The organism is Halobacillus sp. Marseille-P3879, from assembly GCF_900240285.1.
GTDB lineage: Bacteria > Bacillota > Bacilli > Bacillales > Halobacillaceae > Halobacillus_A.
Genome location: NZ_OESS01000001.1, coordinates 1359477 through 1378799, shown reverse-complemented (window position 1 = coordinate 1378799; position 19323 = coordinate 1359477). Strand labels below are relative to the sequence as shown.

17 protein-coding genes are annotated in these 19323 nt (G+C 41.3%); 2 read left to right on the top strand and 15 right to left on the bottom strand.

The genetic code is table 11. From position 1 onward, the window contains the following. The first annotated feature begins 233 nt into the window (after positions 1-233). Positions 234-3434: a DEAD/DEAH box helicase gene (locus tag C1A12_RS06745; RefSeq protein ID WP_101843059.1), complete on the top strand. Its 3201-nt coding sequence runs from the start codon at positions 234-236 to the stop codon at positions 3432-3434. A gap of 89 nt (positions 3435-3523) precedes the next feature. Here the strand turns inward: C1A12_RS06745 and C1A12_RS06740 are convergent, their stop codons facing one another. Further along, positions 3524-4414 (bottom strand): heme A synthase, encoded by an 891-nt coding sequence (locus tag C1A12_RS06740; RefSeq protein WP_101843058.1) that lies wholly within the window; start codon positions 4412-4414, stop codon positions 3524-3526. Positions 4415-4643: 229 nt separating this feature from the next. Between C1A12_RS06740 and C1A12_RS06735 the strand changes: the two genes are divergently transcribed. Next, a complete protein-coding gene (locus C1A12_RS06735) occupies positions 4644-5300 on the top strand; it encodes a haloacid dehalogenase type II (protein ID WP_101843057.1) in 657 nt (218 codons plus the stop codon). Positions 5301-5341: 41 nt separating this feature from the next. On the opposite strand, the gene C1A12_RS06730 is transcribed toward C1A12_RS06735, so the two are convergent. From C1A12_RS06730 to prfB, 14 genes are all read right to left on the bottom strand, one after another. Next, on the bottom strand, positions 5342-6193 hold the full coding sequence (locus C1A12_RS06730) for an ABC transporter ATP-binding protein (protein WP_101843056.1): 852 nt from the start codon (positions 6191-6193) through the stop codon (positions 5342-5344). Between the two features lie 219 nt (positions 6194-6412). After that, on the bottom strand, positions 6413-7594 hold the full coding sequence (locus tag C1A12_RS06725; RefSeq protein WP_101843055.1) for a PDZ domain-containing protein: 1182 nt from the start codon (positions 7592-7594) through the stop codon (positions 6413-6415). 87 nt (positions 7595-7681) lie between these two features. Further along, the gene (locus tag C1A12_RS06720; RefSeq protein ID WP_101843054.1) at positions 7682-9181 is read right to left on the bottom strand and encodes a S41 family peptidase; all 1500 of its coding nucleotides are present in this window, start codon (positions 9179-9181) and stop codon (positions 7682-7684) included. A gap of 394 nt (positions 9182-9575) precedes the next feature. Continuing rightward, positions 9576-9947, bottom strand: coding sequence for a copper resistance D family protein (locus tag C1A12_RS06715; RefSeq protein ID WP_159462156.1), 372 nt, complete (start codon positions 9945-9947; stop codon positions 9576-9578). A gap of 313 nt (positions 9948-10260) precedes the next feature. Continuing rightward, positions 10261-11643 carry a murein hydrolase activator EnvC gene (locus tag C1A12_RS06710; protein WP_101843052.1) on the bottom strand — a complete coding sequence of 461 codons (1383 nt, stop codon included), beginning with the start codon at positions 11641-11643 and terminating at the stop codon, positions 10261-10263. 27 nt (positions 11644-11670) lie between these two features. After that, complete coding sequence (ftsX, locus tag C1A12_RS06705; protein WP_101843051.1) at positions 11671-12564, bottom strand: permease-like cell division protein FtsX; 894 nt, start codon at positions 12562-12564, stop codon at positions 11671-11673. Next, positions 12554-13240: a cell division ATP-binding protein FtsE gene (gene ftsE, locus C1A12_RS06700; protein ID WP_101843050.1), complete on the bottom strand. Its 687-nt coding sequence runs from the start codon at positions 13238-13240 to the stop codon at positions 12554-12556. Before ftsE ends, ftsX begins: the two co-directional genes overlap by 11 nt. Before the next feature lie 472 nt (positions 13241-13712). Beyond that, positions 13713-14069: a cytochrome c551 gene (gene cccB / locus C1A12_RS06695; RefSeq protein ID WP_101843049.1), complete on the bottom strand. Its 357-nt coding sequence runs from the start codon at positions 14067-14069 to the stop codon at positions 13713-13715. Positions 14070-14123: 54 nt separating this feature from the next. Then, a complete protein-coding gene (locus C1A12_RS06690; protein WP_101843308.1) occupies positions 14124-14990 on the bottom strand; it encodes a YitT family protein in 867 nt (288 codons plus the stop codon). Positions 14991-15096: 106 nt separating this feature from the next. Then, positions 15097-15981 (bottom strand): UTP--glucose-1-phosphate uridylyltransferase GalU, encoded by an 885-nt coding sequence (gene galU / locus C1A12_RS06685; RefSeq protein WP_101843048.1) that lies wholly within the window; start codon positions 15979-15981, stop codon positions 15097-15099. Positions 15982-16102: 121 nt separating this feature from the next. Further along, entirely contained in the window at positions 16103-16468 is a 366-nt protein-coding gene (locus C1A12_RS06680) for a hypothetical protein (protein WP_235001568.1), read from the bottom strand. Continuing rightward, positions 16449-17009: an acyl-CoA thioesterase gene (locus C1A12_RS06675; protein WP_101843046.1), complete on the bottom strand. Its 561-nt coding sequence runs from the start codon at positions 17007-17009 to the stop codon at positions 16449-16451. The genes C1A12_RS06680 and C1A12_RS06675 overlap by 20 nt, the downstream gene beginning before the upstream one ends. Before the next feature lie 167 nt (positions 17010-17176). After that, the gene (locus C1A12_RS06670; protein WP_101843045.1) at positions 17177-18073 is read right to left on the bottom strand and encodes a LysR family transcriptional regulator; all 897 of its coding nucleotides are present in this window, start codon (positions 18071-18073) and stop codon (positions 17177-17179) included. A gap of 139 nt (positions 18074-18212) precedes the next feature. Further along, positions 18213-19314 (bottom strand): peptide chain release factor 2 gene (gene prfB, locus C1A12_RS06665; RefSeq protein WP_145997037.1). Its coding sequence is split into 2 segments (ribosomal slippage): positions 18213-19241 and positions 19243-19314, totalling 1101 coding nucleotides; the frame shifts between segments, so codons are not numbered across the junction. Positions 19315-19323 lie beyond the last annotated feature (9 nt).

Genomic DNA, 19323 nt, shown 5'->3' with positions numbered 1-19323 from the left:
CATGTTCACTCCATAACAAAAGCCGCTCCCTCAAAATGAGCGGCTGGTCGAATTAAAAAACTCTCTAACTTGAAAGTTAGCATAAGACGGCAGTAAAATCAATCATGGAAAGTCTCCACCCAGGCTAAAGCGTATGCTTTAAAACCTTTCAGGGAAAAATACAAGAGGTTAAGGCAGATATCTTCCCCCTTCACCTGTTATAATGAAAAAAAAGATTAGTTAGGATGCAAGCTATGCAGTCATACCTCTTACAACCAAGTGATATAAAAAAAATAACCGGTTCTACCTTTTATTCCAGAGGAGAACAGTATTACAAACAAGGGAAAGTGTACGGACTCACCCATAATAGCGCTATTCGCTCCTGGCGCGCTGTCGTGACGGGTACTCATGATTATGAAGTACGCGTTTTCTTTTTTGAAGATGAAGACCTAGAAGCCCGTTGCGAATGTCCCGCCTATGAAACCTACTATAGCTGCAAGCATATTGCAGCTGTCCTTTGTGCCATCAGGGAAAGGGCGATCAGTGAAAGCTCTCTTAATCTAGCAGAAAGAGTAACAGCAGAGCAAACTGACAGTCCTGACCCTCAAATTGATCGTGTATTTGCTGCGAGATTGTTTGAGACATTCCGGGATCGACAGGAAAACCGCTATCATGATGCTCACAAATCAAAACTGAATGTTCAATATTACCTTCATGTTCAGACTTGGCTTGGAAGTAAAAGTCTAGGCATAGAAGTTAAGCTCGGAGAAAGTTACGCCTATGTAATCAAGGACATAAGAGCTCTTCTCCAGCATATTCAACAAGAAAAACCTTATAATATCTCAAAGAAATTCACATACGACCCTGCTGAACACAGATTTGACGAAAAGGACCGCCAAATTATCGAACAGCTTTACCACAGCTACGAACAGGAATTATTTTACGACCGGCACTGGGGTGCAGGGGAGCAGCGGATGTTAACTATTCCTCCCTCTATAGCTTCCAACCTTTTAAAGGACTTGCAATTGCAGTATTGTGAAGTGGTGGAGCGAGGACAGTCTAAAGGGCAGTTAACGGTGAAAGAAGATTTTCCTGAACTTACATTCTACGTTGCCGAGGAACGCGGCCGGTACCACCTTCATATGAATCACTTAAAGCAGTATGAATACTTGAAGGATTATCACCTACTCCATGATAATGGAACCTTTTTCCCAGTGGATCCAGATAAAGAAGAAGTTCTCCAGACGCTTCATTCACTATTGCCTTATAATTCAAATGGGAATCATACAGTAGGCCAGGCCGATATGGAAGGCATTGTATCTTACGTTCTGCCAGAGCTGGAAACCATTGCACAGATTAATTTAGATTCAAAAGCGAAGTCCAAAATTATTCAGGAGGACTTAAAGGCCGAGGTCTATCTTGATTTTGAAAAATGGGCATTAACGATGGATGTGAAATTTGTGTACGGCGGTCATGAGGTACACCCATTCAAAACTCATGACAATTCCCAATATATTATAAAACGTGACCGAAAAACAGAGCAGGCGATTATCCACGTGATTGAACAGGCAGAGTTTAAATTTGACGGAGAAACGGTTTATCTCGAAGATGATGAGGCCTTACATGTCTTTTTAACGGAATTTTTACCCGAGCTCAATCAGTTAGCAGAAGTATACACCTCAAATTCTGTGAAGTCCTTGATTATGGATCAGGATCGTGAGCTTGTTCCTTCTGTTGATATTACCAGTGAGGGAAGCTGGCTTGATATCCGCTTTGGCATTGATGGGATTTCAGAGGAAGATGTGACAAACGCTTTGCGCGCTGCGATTGAACGGAAACGGTACTACCGGCTTTCAGATGGAGCCCTTCTTTCCTTGACGACAGAGTCTTTTGAACGGTTCCAATCGTTTGCTGAAGAGCTCGATTTAAGCTCTTCAGATGTAAATCACTCGAGCCTTCAAGTTTCGAAAGCCCGCAGTCTGCAAGTAAACGATGCTCTTTCATTACAAGAGCAGGAAAAAAATGAGCGCTTTACGAAACTAGTGCAACGGTTAAAGTCTCCCCAGTCTTTTAATATCGAGCCGCCCGCTGCTTTAGATGCTGATTTACGAGACTATCAGCTTACTGGATTCAGGTGGTTGAAGACATTGTCTACTTACGGGCTCGGAGGAGTATTAGCAGATGATATGGGTCTAGGTAAAACGATTCAAAGCATTGCCTTCCTTTTATTCGAAAAAGAATATGAAGAACTAACTGCACCGACGATAATAGTAACTCCAGCTTCATTGGTCTATAACTGGAAAAAGGAATTAGAAAAGTTTGCGCCATCGCTATCCATTCAGGTTATTTCCGGGGATCCAGCAGGGCGGCAGGAAAAGCTACAGGAGAATGTCGATGTATTTATTACCTCGTACCCTTTACTGCGGCAGGATATCCAATTATATGAAGGCAAGACGTTTCATGCTATGTTCTTAGACGAAGCACAAGCTATCAAAAATGAATCCACTAAAACATCTCAAGCGGTACGGGCCTTAAAAGCGACCCACCGATTTGCTTTAAGCGGGACGCCTATTGAGAATTCTCTGAATGAGCTATGGTCTCTGTTTCGTACGATTATGCCCGGCTTTTATACGAGCAAAAAGAAATTTCTGCAGATGAAACCTGAGAAAATCGCCCGTATGACAAGGCCGTTTATTTTAAGACGAATGAAGACAGAAGTTCTAGAAGAGCTTCCCGACAAAATCGAAACTGTCCAATATTCTGAACTTACCCGTGACCAAAAAGAAGTCTACCTTGGTTATTTGGAAAAAATTCAATCCGAAGTGAATGAAACAATTGCAACCAAAGGTATACAGCGTGGGAAACTGGAGATTTTAGCTGGCTTGACGCGACTCCGGCAAATTTGCTGTCATCCAAAACTTTTCTTAGAAAACTATGAAGGGGAGTCCGGGAAACTTGAGCAGCTCAAGGAGCTCATGAATGAATTAAAAGCCGGTGGACACCGTGTTTTAATTTTTTCCCAGTTTGCAAGTATGCTGAAAATTCTTCATGAAGAAATTTCCACAGAAGGTGTAAGCTCGTTTTATTTAGATGGAGGTACAAAAAGCGAAGAAAGGGTCGAGATGGTTGAACGCTTTAACAGCGGCGAGAAAGATGCCTTCTTTATATCTCTTAAGGCCGGAGGAACCGGACTGAACTTGACTGGTGCCGATACGGTAATTCTTTACGACTTATGGTGGAACCCTGCTATTGAAGAACAAGCCGCTGGGCGCGCCCATCGAATCGGACAGGAGAAAGCAGTCCAGGTGATTCGCATGATTTCTGAAGGAACCATTGAAGAACGGATATTTCAATTACAGCAGAAAAAACGTGACCTCGTTGATCAAATTATTCAACCCGGAGAATCCATGCTCACCTCGTTAAGCGAAGAAGAAATCCGTGAATTGTTTCAATAATAAGGAAAGGCTGCCTCCAGGTAAGGTAATGTCCTGGGAGCAGCCTTTTTATTTGTCTATTAATGGTTGTTGATGAACACCTTATACTATTAAGAAGTTATGATCGATTTCTTCTGAAGCTTAAACCAATACCCTCCTAAGATCATTCCGCCAATCACCATCGTTAAGGTGGAGATAATCATGTGTATAGAAGAAGCAAGTACTACATTCCCCGTAATCACAATAACAAACCCAACTACAGCATTTAATAGGATTGTAACGAAGTACGCCCACGCTAAAAATTTATGATACTTAAATCGTGTCGCATAGATGACATACCACAATGCAGCAACAAAGATGACAACCGTAGCTACCCAATGGAGGGAATAGACCATATTTGCGATGGACTCACTTTCAATCAAATACTCTGCAGCAGGTATATCTAGCAGCACATTACTTGCTCTGCTGTGTTTAAAGAAAGCCCCTAGAATAACTTGTGCTACATACACAACAAAACCTAGCACGAATGCCCGGTAGCTCATACTGACGGTTGACCAGCTTACTTGATTGAGTTCCATCTTTTTCTCATGCAGACTGTAGCTGAGAAGCACAAGTACTAACAGCAGGACTTGACTGAAGGTAACGTCCAGTGTGGTAAATCCAGGCGGTGTGCCCAATAACACGTTAAGTCCGCCGACAGCCGATTGAAAGACAAGCATTCCTAAACTTAAAAGAGCAAGAACTAATACGGATTTACGCTTTCTATGCTTTTTAATGGCCCCCATTGCATTAATAAAGGTTAACAGTGCTAGTAATGGAACCATTAAGCGGTGTGAATATTCAATGAGGATATGATAATTTGTCAGGTCCGGAATGATCCGGCCGTTACAAACGGGCCAAGTCGTACCACATGCATCCCCGGAATCTGTAGCCACTACAAGGTTTCCAAGGATAAGAGCAACAAACGTGACGACCGTTGTCAGGATTGAAAATTTCTTCATCGTCTTACCCTTCCTATATCTGAAGTCATGTATTAAAAATCTTACTAACAAATCATATCATGAAATAGCCGAGTCATAAGGCTTTACCCTCTGAAATTTTTGTGAACATCTCCACATAAATGGATTGAAATCACATTCTAGTTTACTCTTCTTTCGATTCTTTGTCATTTATAAACAGTTTATTGAAGTGATTTCAGAGGAAAAGAATTCATAGAAGGAGGAGGTCACAATGAGTTATAAAGCGTTCGTATTTGATGCTTACGGCACATTATTTGATGTACACTCCGTTGCTGAAGGCCTTCATAACCAGTTTCCGGAGAAAGGTGATCATATCAGCCAGGCGTGGAGAAGCAATCAAGTCCACTACTTTATGGTGCGTCAATTAATAGGAGGCTATGTCCCGTTTAATAAAGTGACAAGCTGGGCCCTACATGATGCATTAATAAAAAATGGCATTAGTCCAGACCAAGGTACAATTGCTTCGTTAATGGAAGAATATGAAAAATTATCACCATATGAAGAGGTCCACTCTTTAAAGGAGAACTATCCTCATCTTGAATTAACTATTTTTTCAAACGGGACTCGTTCTATGCTGAAGCCTTTGCTTATCAATAATAATCTCAGCCGTTCTTTCACCTTGCTTAGTGCTGATGACGTACGGGTTTACAAACCTCAACCTGCTGCTTATGAATATGCTGCCAGCCAGCTCAACGTAAATAAAGATGAAGTCCTGTTCTTCTCGAGTAATCCCTGGGATATTGCAGGCGCAGGCCAGTATGGGTTTCACACGGCCTGGGTAAACAGGGAAAAACAAGCCTGGCCCAGTATAGGACTGGAACCGGATTATATCCTGCAAAATTTAAAAGAAATTCCTGGACAGCATTAAAAAAAGCCCTTCACGGTTAAGTCCGTGAGGGGCTTTAATAGTTAAATGACTGTTTTCTCTTGTTGTTGGGCTTGGGCTTGAGCTTCCGCTTGTGCTTGTTTAATGAGGCACCGACCTTTCCCATGTGGAATACACATCGGTGTTCCAAACAAAGGATCCTGACGAACGTCACAATTCATTTCAAACACATGCTGCATAAGCTCACAAGTTATTACATCTTCCGGCTTACCTTGCGCATACACTTCTTTATCTTTCACAGCAACAATGTGGTCAGCATAACGACAGGCAAGATTAATGTCATGAAGCACCATTACAACTGTACGTCCATTGTCCTGATTTAAATCAAACAGCAAGTCTAGTATATCAATTTGATGAGTCATATCTAAGTAGGTCGTTGGTTCATCTAGTAGCAGCAGGTCCGTGTTCTGTGCAAGTGTCATTGCAATCCAGGCCCTCTGGCGCTGACCGCCTGATAAGGAATCAACTGAGCGGTCTTTTAATTCTGTTAAGTTCGTATCATCTAAGGCTTTTGTAACAGCTTCTTCATCCTCGGAAGACCAACGTTTCGCCCAGCTCTGGTAAGGGTAACGTCCTTGTTTAACAAGCTGATATACTGTAAGCCCTTCTGGTGTAGTCGGACTTTGAGGGAGAATCGCCATTTTCTTAGCTACATCTTTAGTTCTCATTTTTGAGATGTCTGAACTGTCCAGAATAACTTCGCCTGATTTCGGCTTCAGTAAGCGTGCCAGTGATCGAAGCAGTGTAGACTTTCCGCATCCATTACCTCCGATTAATACGGTCACTTTCCCTTTAGGAATTTTAATATCTAATGAATCAATAATTACCTGGTCTCCGTAACCTAACGTCAGATTGTTTGCCAAAAGTGACTCCATCTGCTCTCTCTCCTTTACAAATGCCCAGTTTGCCTTATGGTGTAAGTACAATTCCATGTATATTCGAAAAAATTATGTGCAAGAATGTGTGTTTCAACTCTCTTTAGTTTAGAATCTAAATTGCTTAATGTCAATGAATTTGAGAATCATTTTCATTAAAATTACTGACATTTCATTAAATTTTCAAAAAATAAGAGACAGCCCACGGGCCGCCCTCCCTTATTGTGCCATAGATTCATAGGAATTTTCCTGTACAAATAAAAGCCCCAGTTGATGATGGTCTCCTTCGTACAGTGCTCTTTGTTCAAATCTATTTTCTCCTCTGAAATCTCTTATTTCTATTTTTGTAAGAGCCCGATTCGACTGTAACGCTTCATAGAATTCATGTACAGATTTCACAGGAATACCATTCACCTTAATGATCAACTCACCCGGAAGCAGGTCCATTTGATCAGCAGGACTCCCAGGGATCGTGCCAAGTATCCTTACGCCATGGTGATCCTCCGTAAAATACGGTTTATTCTTTTCTCTGCTGTTATGAAAGGAATAAATAAGAATCCTGCCTAAAAGCGCTATAACTACCGCGGCAAGGGCGAGTAAAGGCACAAATATACTTCCGACAGCTGTAAAAAAGACCAGTACAGACAATCCTATAGTCTGTCTGCCTAAATTAATTGAGGCTAGTTTCGGAGACTGTGCACGCGCAATCCATTCATATCCAAGTAAAATCGGAAAGACGACTACACCATATGTATGCTCACCAATGTCGAACAGCGGCCACCAAGGAGCCAGGGGTTCAATCAGGCCTGCAGGGAATAGGGAAGCCATCGGGATGACAGCCAGTTTTTTCACACGGTGCTGCCCAATCTTTTTACCTCGAGGGCTTGTTATTCGTTCAGGGAACGTCCTCCGGGAAGAAGTTTTCGTCAGGAAAAGGCCTTCCACCATTAGAAGCAAACTCAGCAATACAACTACTGCAGGTAGTGAAACTGAAGATAACGGTTGAACGAGGTCATCAGATATGTTCCCCATAGGATATAAAGGGAGAAAGTAAAGCAGTATAACAGTCAGACCAACAGTAAACACAGGGGAGAGCAGCTTTAACTTAAGCGGCAGACTAAAAAGTATCGTTACTGCTGCCAGCAGCAAAAGAAATTCATAAGTCAATACGACTCCCGCTCCGACGGCAAATATAGACAATCCTACTCCTGAAAGTAAAGCAATCTTCCATGTGCTCCGCCCTTCTGTGAATACATCGTACACTCGTGTGCCAAAACATCTTCTTTCTTCTTTCATCCTGCGAACTGAAATGATAAACAATAACAAAACGGACCAGTAAATCAGCGGCTGCATTCCCAGCCTTAACAGTCCCCGGCTTATTTCTTCCAGCCAAATTTCCACAAGCGATCTCCCCTTCTCCATTCTCTCGAAAAAATCCGCAGTCCTTCGACTACGGATTATATTCGAGATAAAACCATCAATTCCTGCTTAATTGAACAAGACCTCGAATGCTTTCTCCATCTGACGGTCATTTTCTTCGCTGCGAACTTCTTCAACAATTAACTCTTGAATTTTTCCACCTGTTTCTTCATTTACTTCTCCTGTCTCCTTCATTCCTTCAGAAGCTTGAAACTCAGAAACAGCGTTTTGTGTTTCTTTACTGAAATAACCATCAGTTCGACCTGGATCGTATCCTAATCCTTTAAGCATAATCTGTACGTTTTCAATCTGCTCATTATTTTCATCATAAGATAATGTTTCTTCGATCTCAACAGGGTTGGTATAAAAGTATTCCGGCTGCTCTACTTCAACAGTAGGTTCAATACCTTCCTCGTGTATCCAGTTCCCTTCAGGTGTTAACCATTTATAAAGAGTGAGCTTAATCGTACTGCCATCTCCCATTGGAATCGTCTGTTGAACGGTACCTTTTCCAAAGCTTTTCGTACCAACTATATCATATCCCCCTGCCTCATTCATCGCTGCTGATAAAATCTCAGAAGCAGAAGCACTTCCTTCATCCTGCAGAATAGTTATTGGGTAATCCTTCTTTTCTTTTAACTCAGAAGCATATTCCGTAACTTCCCCTTCACTATCTTCAATTTGGACATATGGCTGGTCATCTGTAATAAACTCTTCAAGAATGTCTTGAACGTCAGTAAAAAGCCCTCCAGGGTTTCCACGCACGTCAATTACGAGTCCATCAATATCTTCACCTTCAAGCTCAGTTAACGCCTCCTCAAACTCCTTAGACGTTTCTTTTGAGAATGAAGTAATTTCAATCACGCCAGCTTTATTCCCATCTATCGTTTTTGTATCGGTATATACTGTTTCAAGAGGTATGTCATCTCTTACTAAATCAACTGTTAATGGTTCGCTGGAACCTGGACGTTCTACAGTTAATGTAACCTCAGTTCCTTTTTCCCCGCGGATTTTCGATACCGCATCATATAAGTCTAAACCTTCTACACTTTCTCCATCTACTTCCAGAATTTGATCATTCGGCTTTAATCCAGCTTCTTCGGCAGGAGAGCCTTTAATAGGTGCGACTACAGTAACTTTCTCATTGACCATGCTGACCTCGGCACCAATTCCTTGAAAGGACGATTCTATCGACTGATCAAACTCTTCCATTGTTTCTTTATCCATATAAGTACTATAAGGATCGTCCAAAGTTTCAAGCATACCTTCAATAGCTCCTTCAACCAACTGACTTTTATCAGCTTCGATTAAGGAGTTTTCCTGAATAACGTTATAGGCCTGTTCAACTTTTTCTATGTCTGCGCCATTCGACAATCCTTCAATGAATTCTTTTTGCTCATCCTCGGATAAACTTGCAAAATTCTCTGCTTCCTGATCAGCATTGGCAGTTTGATCGGAATTATCATCTGATGTCGTCCCGAAGTATTGCATTCCGACATACGACCCGGCGGCCCCTATGAGAACAGCAAGCACCACTATGATCGCGACGAAACGTGTCCTTACATTCATCGCATTCACCCTTCTGTGTAAAAAATTTCTACTAGATGATTCTATACTAGCAAAAAAAACACCGCCACGTAAATGTGCGATACTCTTTTTATAAACTTATGCCACAATTTATTATAGCATGTCCGAAGACGAGAAATGCTGGTGTTATTGCAGCCTCCTGCATACTTTCCAAACTGTTCATAAGCCCCATATATAAACTGACAATAGTGATTCCACTCATGAACAGGACTCCCCCGACGGTTTCTTGCTTTACAAATAGAAAAAGCGTTAAAAGTAAAAATAACATGGATAACCCAATAAAAAACAAACCAATCAGGTTAGGACGTAACAACAAATCCTGATTAACGCCAACTGAACTAAATGTCCGGAAGAGGACCGAAGCCCCCTCCCTATTTTATGTCGGCTCCAAGTTATGAGGAGGCTCCTGCTCAGTCATAAAACCAGTTATACTGAAGATTGCCAGGACAATTGCACTCTCAGCTTTCCACCAGGGACGTGGAGAAAAGTGAGGGTTGTTTTTTACTTTTTGTCTGATTAAAAATCCATTAATAAAAGCAAAAACAAGCAGAATCAAAAAAAGCAGGTACTTGATTAACAAAGCCTGTCCATACGGTAAGGTCCACGATGAAACCACACTTTCAGTTAGTGAAAAGCTCATAAACATACCTGTAAATGAAAGCAGGACAATACAGCCTATAGCAAAGAAAGTAAACCATTCAATAAAAGCATACCAAGTCAACGTAATTTGAGGATTTTCCTCGGTCACGGTGTCCCCGGCTTCAGGTGAGGAGCTTTCTAAATGAGTATGAGCTCCCGCTGTTATAGGGAACTTAACCCTGTGCCAATGTCTCTCTTGGGTAAAGAATCTACTTTATTTATACCAAATAAAAAAGCAAGTGGCTACTAAGAAAAAGAACAATTCAGTGAAGATATAAACGCTGACTTTAAACGCCCAGCCTACAAAGCCAGTCAACGAGTTTTAAATACACCATAATAACTAGAGGCTCACCGGCCTTGTCGAAAACAAATAAAGCCGTCGAGACTTTCTCGACGGCCTGGCATACTATTAAATTATTCGGTTAAAAGTTTACATGGTTTCTAGGATTAACAGCATTACTCTTATCCGCATTCCAGGCTCCTTCGTGAACCTCAAAGTGAAGATGAGGACCAGTTGATTGGCCTGTGTTCCCCATACGGCCCAGCTGCTGTCCTTTGGTCACAGAATCTCCTGAACTTACTTCACGGTTCTGCATATGAGCGTATACGGTAGTAAAGACTTGTCCATCAATGTAGTGAGTAATGTATACTACATTACCATAAGAACTAGAATAATAGGATCTTAACACTTCTCCTGAAGCGGCAGCAACAATCGGAGTACCATTACCACCAATGTCAATTCCAGCATGAGTAGTTCCCCAGCGGGCTCCCATCTCTGAAGTTACCGGACCACTTGCAGGACGCATGAACTTACCGCTTGATGTCGGTTTTGGAACAGAAGCTGCAGAACTGCTCGTTGACGCGCTTTCTGAGCTGCTAGAAGCACTTGCACTGCTGCCGGAAGTCTGTTCTTCCTGTTTTGCTTCTTCTTCCTTTTGTTTCTGTAGTTCTTCTTCACGCTGCTTTTCTAATTCTTTTTGACGTTCAATTTCCGCTTGAATATTAGCTTCTTCATTTTCCGCATTTTTCATTGCTTCTTGAATCGATGCTTCCTGGCTCTGAAGAAGTTCTTCTTCCTCTTCCAGCGCCATCTTATGATCATGTAGTTCTTCTTCGTGTGTTTCTAATTCTTCCATTAGTTCTTCTTTTTCCGCCATTTGCTGATCAAGGTCTGCCTTAATTCCCTCTAAGTCAGCTTTCTGCTTCTCTAATTCTTCCATCTTCTGCTCAACTTCTACTTGTTTTTCCTCAAGAAGCTGTTTCTCTTCCATGTGGGTATCCATAATGTCTTTATCCTGATCCATGATGGTCGTAACAGCAGAAGCTCGATCTAAGAAATCACCAAAGCTTTGTGAACCCATTAGTACTTCTAAGTATTGAACATCTCCGCCACTTTTTTGAAGGGCACGGAGACGTTCAGTCAAAAGCTCTTCACGTTCTTCAATTCTTTGCTTTAAATCAGCAATATCTGCTTTAAGCTGTTCAATCTCATCTTCTGTTTCAGCAATTTCTTCCTCTTTTACACGCAGCTTCTCCTGCGTTTCACTTAACTGGTTGTCTATCTCTTCCATCTGCTGTTCAGTTTCATCTTGTTCCTTCTCATTTTCAGCAATTTCTTTTTCTGTACTGCTTTTATCGTCGGAAACTTCATTTTTCTTTTCGTCTACACTGCCTTGTTCTTCCTGCAATTCATCGAGTTCTTCACGTACTTCGTCTAATTCTGAATTGGCATCTGCTTTTAATGGCGAAAGCAGAGTGCCAGCTACGAGTAGAGTTGTAAATGCTGCTGTGTAAAACTTTCTCATCTGGTAAAGATCCTCCCCTGTATTCTGTTATACTTTTAAGAATTTGCGTACACTCATCACGCTTCCCCAAACGCCGATGAACGCCCCGATGGCTAAAATTAGTCCAGCCAGCTGAAAGGCAAACGGATTATATGGAAGCAATTGAATAAAATCAAATTGAATCCTGTCCTGAAGGTTATAGTACAAGTAGTAATAACCGCTTAATACAGCTGCGATTGGAATGATTGACCCAAGCACTCCAAGAAGCAGTCCTTCAATAAAAAACGGCCAGCGGATAAAGGAATTGGTTGCACCTACCAGCTTCATAATCCCAATCTCTTTCTTACGTGCTATAATCGTGATCTTTATAGTGTTGGAGATTAAGAAAATAGCCGTAAAGACTAAGCCGACAATCAGCCCTAATCCTATATACCTCGCATATTCGTTAAATTGGAACAAACGTTGAACAATTTCCTCACCAAAATCTACTTCCTCCACTTGATCCATAGATTCAGCCTGATCAGCAATCGCTAAAGCTTCTACAGGATCATCCGGCTCAATAACAAATGCATCATTTAGCGGGTTGCTCTGTTCAAACAATTCAAAAGCTTTCCCTTGATCACCTAAACTGTCAATCAGTTCATCCAATTCTTCTTCCTTAGATGAATAGTTAATTTCATCGACTTCAGGTATAGATTCCAGCTCATTTTCTAAAGTTGACACTTCTTCTTCACTGGCTGTTAATTCGACTAAAACCTTCACTTCAACATCGTCTTCAATATTTCCGGCAATTTCGTTTAAATTCAGCATAAGAGCGAGGAAAACACCTACAAGTAATAATGTTGTAGTTACTGCTCCTACAGCTGAAACAGTCATCCAGCCGTTACGCCAAACGCTTTTTCCACCTTCACGCGTATGCCGCCCAAGGGTCCTAAATTTCATAACCATATTCCCCCCGAGCTTCATCACGTACAATTTGGCCATCCTCAATTGCAATCACTCGTTTACGAATCGTGTTTACAATCTCCTGACTGTGGGTAGCCATTAATACTGTAGTACCTTTTTCATTAATCTCTTCAAGAATGTGCATAATTTCCCACGAGGTATCCGGATCGAGGTTTCCTGTAGGTTCATCTGCGATTAACAACTGCGGGTGGTTAACAATTGCACGGGCAATTGAAACTCTTTGCTGCTCCCCACCGGAAAGTTCATCAGGTATAAACCGGGCTTTATTCTTTAAACGCACCTGATCGAGAACATCCATTACACGCCGCCGTATTTGGTTAGGAGCCTCCTCAATAACCTCTAAAGCAAACGCTACATTTTCATAAACGGTCAGTCTTGGAAGTAAACGAAAATCCTGATAAACGACACCGACATTACGACGCAGATAAGGCACCTGCCGTTCTTTAATAGTCGTCAAATTAAAATCGTTTACACTAACTGAGCCTTTAGTTGCTTTCTCTTCCCTGAACATAAGTCTTGTGAACGTTGATTTACCTGCGCCACTTGGACCTACTACATACACAAATTCGCCTTGATCAATATGTACATCAATTCCATTTAACGCAGTTACACCGTTCGGGTAAGTCTTATAGACACCCTTCATTTCTATCATAAAGTGATCACCTTAACTCCTTTGTTGTCGTTGTTCTATGTTGCTATAAATAAGCATTCTATTAATCTTTCGTCTCAAGTCCTCGTACATTATAACATTTAGATTCGAGTTTTTAAGACAAAAAATTATTACATTTTTGTTTCAAACTTTTCGACTTATAGATAATATTCGACAAAAAATTCATTTATCCTGCTTGATATGTAAGGGTTCTAAAAGTTAATAAACATGATAGCATCAACTGTTGATTATTCTATTTTAAAATTTAATTACGTGCGTTTTAGTATAAGAAATACTATAAAAAAACAACATTTTATTAAAATACCTTTCAAAAAAATAGATAAAAAGGCTTATAACTTTTAATTAATTTTGAAGGAGATCTCAACCTAATTACTTCAATTAACCTCCCCTTCCTAAATTACCCCAACAAAAAAACCTGACAGTCATTGTCAGGTTTCCATATGTTTATTTACTTTTATTCCATTGATGCAAGCCAGTTTGCTACGAGTTCAGCGTCCTGGTCTTCTACATTCTGTGCTTGCATGGATCCTTTTCCATTATGGATGATTTCCTGAATCTCTTCTGAGGAATATTTTGATCCGATTTCATTTAAAGCAGGTCCTACATTTCCTTCCATGTCCCCACCATGGCAGCTTGCACAGCTTTGTTCGTAAACTTGTTCGGCCGCTTCTACATCCACGTCACCATCTGTCTGCTCTTCTGAAGATTCCTCTGTATCTCCGCCGTTCCCGCCTTCTTCATCTCCACCGCCACCGCAGGCGCCTAAGATAAACAAGAAGCTTATCAGCATGGCCCATAAAAATTTTTTCATACCGATCCCCCAATTTCAATTTTATAGTAAATGATATAAAATAGTATAACCCAGCTACGTTGTTTTAAAACCCTCGCCTAAGACCTCTGTAGCGTTCATAGCTACCACAAACGCCCCCGGGTCAATTGTTTTAACTGTTTGTGTCAATTTGATGAATTCGTTCTGCTGAACCACGCACATGATGACCTGTCGTTCCCGCTCTGTGTAGCCTCCAGATCCTTGCAGAACCGTAACTCCCCGATCAATCTCATTTAAAATAGCAGCTCGTACTTCTTCCACATGTTCTGTGATAATCATGACATTTTTAGAAGTATTCAGCCCTACTTGGACAAAGTCAATCGTTCGGCTTGTTGCAAACAGCCCGATTAACGCATACAGGCCTTCTTCTACGGAAAATACAAAAGCTGAAGTTAAGACGATCATTCCATCAAGCAAAGCCACACTTATTCCAAGCGGGAGGTGTGTGAATTTATGAAGAACCTGGGCAGCCAGATCAATACCGCCAGTTGAAGCTCGTCCCCGGAAAACAATCCCAAGCCCAAGTCCAACGCCCATGCCGCCAAAAATTGCTCCAAGCAGCGGATTCGGTGTAGCCGGCTCTAAATTATTGGTCAGCAGTACAAAAAGAGGAAGAACCATAGTACCTACAAAAGACTTTATCCCGAAGTTTTTACCTAACAGGACGATCCCTGTAATAAATAAGGGAACATTAAGTACAGCTTGAACAATTCCCGGTTCCCAGCCAAAAACTCCTTTTGTAATGGTACTAATGCCAGCAACTCCGCCAGAAGCAATATTGTTAGGAAGTAAAAAGATATTAAATGCTAAAGCTACAAAAAAAGACCCCAGTACCACGAGACTATATTCAATCACATGTTTTACTAATGGGGGCATAGGTTCTCTTCTATATTTTTTTGCCATCATCATAAGCTGAATTCCTCCCGAATCGGTAACTACCGATAGGAGTATAACACTGAGCAGCGAACGTGTAAACGCAACTCAGATAACGCATTAACATGCTAAAGAACTACTCATTCTTCTTCGTAGTTTCTTCCTTAACAATAGAACGAATAAGCCGTAAAACATCTTCCCGCACATCCTCTCTTTTTAAAGCCATAGAAATCGTAGTCTCGATAAAACCCAGCTGATCTCCTACATCGTACCGTTCACCTTCAAACTCGTATCCATATACTGTTTGTGATTGATTAAGCCGTTCAATGGCATCGGTAAGCTGGATTTCCCCTCCGGCGCCCTCGGATTGATTAGTTAACAACTCCATGATTTCAGGAGTTAATATATACCTCCCCATAATCGCCAGATTGGAAGGTGCTTCTCCCTGTTTCGGCTTCTCTACGAAATGATCAACTTGATACCGTCTGCCTGTTTGTTCAATAGGAGAAATAATCCCGTAGCGCGAGGTTTCATTTTCAGGCACTTGTTTTACACCAATGACTGAGGCATGGGTTGCTTCATACTGTTGAATAAGCTGTTTAAGACATGGTGTATCTGACTCTACAATATCATCGCCCAGAAGGACGGCAAACGGTTCCTCTCCAATAAATTTACGCGCGCACCAAATAGCGTGCCCTAACCCCTTAGGTTCTTTTTGTCGAATGTAATGAATATCAACTGACCCCGGCTGTTTCACTTTCTCTAACAGCTCAAACTTCTCTTTCTTATAAAGATTGTCTTCCAGTTCAAAGGAATGATCAAAATGATCCTCAATCGCTCGCTTCCCTTTGCCTGTTACAATAATAATGTCCTCAATACCAGAAGCAATCGCTTCCTCTACTATGTATTGAATCGTAGGCTTGTCCACAATAGGGAGCATTTCTTTAGGCATAGCTTTTGTAGCCGGGAGAAAACGAGTACCTAATCCAGCTGCAGGAATAATTGCTTTTTTTACGGTCATATTGATCGCCTCACTTCTTAGACTTTAATTTCAGCATAGCAGAACAATGTCTTTATTTACAGGTTACCCAATTAAAATAAGAAAAGCAGCACCCTACATTAAGAGCGCTGCTTTCTCTCTGTTATTTCATAATGGTAGACCCTTGAAGCAGCTCAGGCTTAGCTCCAAGTATTAAGAGAAACAATTTGGGATCGCCAACTTTGGCGTGATCCTTTATTAGTTCTTTAACTTTCCCAAAGTCGGGGTTCTGTTTCAGTTTTTCGACTTCGTTCTGATACAGGGAAAGGATCGAATCCCGAACAAATTGCGGCCGATACTTAGGAAGGTCTTCATCTCTCAATAAAGAACCCATGTAACCATATTTGATCTGAAGCTGTCGTGTTAAACTGACGACGTGATGCAGCTGTTCATAAAGATCCGGATAATTCAGCTTGAGGTTCTCCAAGTCTTCCTGTGCTTTATAAATATCATTTAATCCCGCTAACATTGTACTCACCTTTCATCTCTCCTTCTTCCCAAGGTTTGTCTAATCCGACCTTCTCCGTTAATTCTTTACTGTGTTTTCTTCGAATTCGTCGTGTCTCTGCACGTGCCTTACCAGATTCATAAAGGAATATCTCTTCCTCCGTTTCTGGCCGCAGTTCCGGAACAGTCATCGGTTTTTTATTTTCATCTAAAGCAACAAAAGTAAGAAATGCAGTGGCTGCCATTCGGCGTTCTCCCGTCATCATATCTTCAGCAATTACCTTACAAAAGACTTCCATGGATTTCTCCCCTGTATAGGAAACAAAAGACTCAACACACACTGAATCGGATTGCGTGATCGGGTATAAGAAATCAATTGAATCCGTTGAGGCAGTTACACACTCTTTCACTCTTGCATGACGACGGGCAGACAGTGTAGCGTTGTTATCAAGTTTTTTCATCAAAACCCCGCCAAACAATGTGTTGTAATTATTTAAATCATTAATCATTACTTGATCTGTATTTACAATTAAACTTTCTTTCGGACTTTTGATTTCAGTCATATCAAGTTCCCTTCCCTTATTTAAATTCTAGTACAAGTGTAAAACTCCCTTACACATAAGTGAAATGGTTATTAATCATGATTAAGATAGACAACATCTATGCAACTGCTTTCAATTATGCCGTATAAGCATATAATTAGCGAAATCGATAACAAAAAAAGCACCTCCTACTTGGAGATGCTCCCTACAGACAAAAAGTCTTGCGTAAAAGTAAGCCATTCTTTTGTAGCATAAGACAAATAGTGGTCTTTACGCCAAATAATAGCAAGGTCCCATTCAATCATCGGTTTAACCACTTTAATCGTACGGATTTCTTCTTTTAAAAGCTGTGCCACACTGTAAGGTAATATCGAAATTCCGAGCTTTGAGGCAATCATTTTACCAATAAAATCCCATTGCGAACTTTCGGATACGACTTTCGGCTGGAATCCCGCTTCCTTACAGGCTCCTGTAATCCGGTCATTTAATGCAAAATCCTTGTTAAACAGAATCAGCTGTTCTTCCTCGAGCTCTTCAAGCCTAACCTGCTTTCGACCCGCTAAAGGATGAGAGGGAGGCACGACCACTCGCAGTTCTTCCTTCATAAAGGAAAAGTAATGGAACTCCTCTTCTTCTGTTGGCAGCACAGTAATTCCAACATCCAGATTCTCCTGTAGGATATCTTCCTCGATTTTTTTCGCCCCATTCTCGAGCAGCTGAAAAGTAATATTAGGATAATGCTGATGAAATTCGCCAAGTATCTTTATAAAATGATCAGCATCCATAATGGGAGGAAGTCCGATTCGTATGTGCCCTTTCTGTAAACCAAGTAAATCATCGAGTTCAGTTTGAAGATTGTTAAAAGCTTTATCAATGGTTTGAGCTTGATCCAAAATTACACGCCCGGCATCGGTTAGTACCAGCTGTTTCCTGGAACGTTCAAAAAGTTCGACTCCAAGTTCTGCTTCTAAATTTTTGATCATTTTACTAATCGTCGGCTGGGTTACAAATAAATGGTCGGCTGCCCTGGTAAAGCTTTTAAACTTTGATACTTCTATAAAATATTTGAGGTGTCTAATATCCATTTGTTCACCTTCTTCGAATGTATGAGAAAAACTTGGCTTACGTTCCAGCTTTTCTTATAGTTTAGTTCTTTAACAAAATTAAACATTCTTCAAGTATAAAAAATACTCCTCTCTACCTAAAGAAAGGAGCTTTTTATTATTAATCCATCCGGGAGCGTAAATAAGCATTGATAAATTTATCAAGCTCCCCGTCCATGACTGCCTGAGTATTACCATTCTCTAGATTAGTACGGTGATCCTTCACCATGGAGTAGGGGTGGAAAACGTAAGAGCGTATTTGGCTTCCCCATCCAATCTCTTTTTGTTCCCCACGAATTTCGTCCATTTCAGCCTGCTGACGTTCGATCTCAAGCTGATACAGTTTAGACTTCAACATTTTCATCGCTTGCTCACGGTTCTTCAGCTGAGAACGCTCCGACTGACATGTAACGATGGTTTTGGTCGGCAAGTGAGTGATCCGTACGGCTGAGTCAGTAGTGTTTACGTGCTGACCGCCGGCTCCGCTTGAACGGTACGTATCAATCTTTAAATCTTCTGTTTTTACGTCGATCTCGACTTCATCATTAAATTCAGGCATCGTTTCACAGGATACAAAAGAAGTGTGACGGCGGCCGGATGAATCAAATGGTGAGATCCGCACAAGACGGTGAACCCCTTTTTCTGCCTTTAAATAACCATAAGCGTTATGCCCCTTAATAAGAAGGGTGACGCTTTTTACACCAGCTTCTTCACCAGGCAGATAATCCAGCGTTTCTACGGAAAATCCTTTCTTTTCAGCCCATCGGGTATACATGCGAAGCAGCATGCTGGCCCAGTCCTGTGACTCTGTGCCTCCTGCCCCTGGGTGCAGTTCCAGGATGGCATTGTTCTTATCATAAGGCTCGCTTAAGAGCATATTCAGTTCAAATTCATTTAAGTTATTCAACAGCTGAGTTACTTCTTCCTCAAGCTCAACACGTAAGTCTTCATCGTCTTCTTCCTTCACAAGCTCATACGATACTTCTAAATTTTCATGTGTTTCCTCATGCTCTTCGAGAGTATGAACGAGACCTTTAAGCCCGTTCACTTCATTAATGACTTTTTGGGCTTTATCCTGATCATCCCAAAAGCCAGGCTCAGTCATCTCTTCTTCAAGCTCTGCAATACGGGTCTTCTTTTGATCGACGTCAAAGAGACCCCCTGAAGTCCGCTAAACGTTTAGCTGTATTGTCTAATTGGTGGCGAATATCGGCCATATCCATGATTCCATC